2 protein-coding genes are annotated in these 2,677 nt (G+C 40.4%); one reads left to right on the top strand and one right to left on the bottom strand.

The features are described 5' to 3' along the window. A partial coding sequence (locus AC1DG9_RS25880) for a hypothetical protein (protein WP_477635547.1) occupies positions 1–506 on the top strand: 506 nt, incomplete at its 5' end. Positions 507–521: 15 nt separating this feature from the next. Here AC1DG9_RS25880 and AC1DG9_RS25875 read toward each other — a convergent pair. Then, on the bottom strand, positions 522–2,677 hold a 2,156-nt coding region (locus AC1DG9_RS25875), incomplete at its 5' end, for an FtsX-like permease family protein (protein WP_477635546.1).

Here is a 2,677-nt window from a genome sequence, read left to right as displayed (position 1 = left end):
GTACAAGCCAACAGGCATTTTATAAGCTGAGAATGGCAATAGCCGATACATTTTCCATTGATAGTGGAATTATAAAGTCAGATACCTTAATCGAAAACATTGTACCGAGAAAAAACAGGATTAGGATGATAAAGGAACTGAAGCGTAATCTGGGTATTAATCTCAAGATTTTATCTCCGCCTCTCTGGTTTATAATAGCCGATATCGTTTTATTTTTATTAGGATTATGCGCTTTCTTTTTCAGCTGGAAAATCGCTGTTGTTATTATTGTAATATCGGTGCTGGGATTTATAATAGGTGATGTATTTGGTAAAGAAATTGATTTTGAAACCGTTCGTGATCTTGTAAAGGAGATGATCCATAAACACTATTTAAAATCCCGAAGGGATAAACTCACAGTCAATAAGGAAGAAATGCAGCAGATTTTAGACGACATTTTAATTGAAACTTTCTATCTTGAAAGGTCATCTCTTGTAAGAGATGTAAAGTTTGGTTGGATTAAATAAATTAATGGAATGCCATCACTCATACTTAAGCGCCTCAACAGGGTTCGCTTTTGCAGCCCTGTAGGCCTGGAAACTTACCGTCAAAAATGCAATGATTGCTGTTCCTGCTATTGATATTAACACAATTGATAAAGATATGGTGGTTCTGAACTCAAAATTAGTGAGCCACTTGTTCATCAGGTAATAAGCCAAAGGTACGCCAATACAAGCCGCTACAAATACCATTTTAAGGAAGGAGAGCGAAAGAAGGCTCATAATACTTCCAACAGAGGCACCCAAAACTCTACGTACGCCAAACTCTTTTGTCCGCTGTTCGGCGCTGTAAGCCACTAGTCCGTAAAGGCCCATGCACGAGATTAATATGGCAATGCCACCAAACAAGTTGGCCAGGATGCCCAGAATCTTTTCCGACTGCAGCTTTGCATTATACAAATCATTCACAAACTTAATTTCAACAGGGTAGCTCGGATTTATACTTTTGGCAACCGCGGAGATCAGCTCTACGTTTTTACTCAAACTATTGGCCGGATTTAACCGCATGTTAATGGTACCTCCCTGACTTTTGCTGAAATTGATAACCATTGGTCGTCCTGAGTGATAGGGCGAATCCCATAAAAAATCTTTGAACACGCCAATTACCTTTAGTTTGTTGTCAAAAAGCGTTACCATCTTGCCAATCGGATCTTTTAACTTCATCATTTTTACCGCGGTGCTGCTTAGCATAATAGCAGCAGAGTCAGATGCAAACTCCTTAGAGAAATCGCGTCCGGCTAGCATTTGCACACCGCTTGTTTTTACGAGGTCATATTGCGTTTCCAGGCGGTTAAATACAATTTCCTCACCCTGTTTCTCCATTCCAGGCCATTTAAATCCGTAAAACCAATTGCTCACGTGGGTCATACTACGCGATGCCTGGTTTACCGCAGTAACCGCACCTGTCTTTAAAATCTGCTCTTTGAACAACTCAAATTTTCCATGTAATTCTCCATTTTGAGGCATCTCTGCCAGTAAATTGATATTGTAACCTACGGGTCTGCCCTTTATAAACTGTATTTGCTTATAAATAACCAGGGTGGCAATGATCAGCATAATGGCAAAGCAAAACTGTGTTACCACAAGTACCTGCCTCAGGTTTATCGGAATGAGTCTTGCCCTTGCCGTCTTCTTTTTTAAAGTCTGAATAGGATTGAAGGAAGAAAGGAATACCGCGGGATAAATGCCCGCCAAAACACCTGTTAGCATTGCTACCGACAATATGCCCAGCCAATAGCCTGCATTCGTGTATTCGATTATGATTTCCAGGCCAAGCAGATTATTGAACATTGGTAGGGTAGCCTCAACAATAGCTACCGCAATAAGCACCGCAACAGCAGTAAGCACCATCGCTTCAGTAAGGAATTGTGTAACTAATGAACCTCTGGTTGCACCGATCGTTTTTTTAATGCCCACTTCTTTGGCCCTGCGTTCCGATTTAGCCGTGGCCATGTTCATAAAATTGATACAGGCGATCAGCAAAATGCCAAAGGCCAGTGCAATAAACAGATAAATGCGTTCAATGTCGCCACCTACACTCTTGCCGTTTAAAAATTCACCATGCAAATGTAAATCTGAAAAAGGGAATAGGAAGTTTTCATTTCTTTGGTCTGTATAGGTTTCATTGAATAGTTTTTTGACCTTGGAATTAATCAGATCAAGCTTAGCTCCGTTATTAACCTTTGCAATAGCAAGGAAACTGAAATTTCCCCAGCCTGGGTTTCGGGCCTCGCCATCTATATTTTCATAAAAAGACCATGGCATCAAATAATCAAACCTGAGCGAAGTGTTGGCTGGCTGATCCTTAATCACGCCCGTCACCCTCATGTCAGTATTATTTGCATACTTTACCGTTTTGTCTAATACATCAGTAGTGCCAAATAACAACTTCGCAGTACTTTCACTTAGTATTACAGCATTTGGTGTATTTAGTGCAGTATTCGGATTGCCGGCTATAAATTCATAATTAAATATTTTCAATATCTCCGGATCAGCAAAGAGATCAACTTTTCTAAAGCCGTTTTCCTTATTGGCAATTAGCGTTTCATTGCCACCAGCAATTCGGGTAATGATATCTACTTCGGGAATTTTGTTTCTTATGGCCATTGCAATCCCGTTGCCAGGTGATGTTCCTGTGC

This window comes from Pedobacter sp. 05L430, from assembly GCF_056397585.1.
This window is presented reverse-complemented; position numbering and strand designations above follow the sequence as displayed.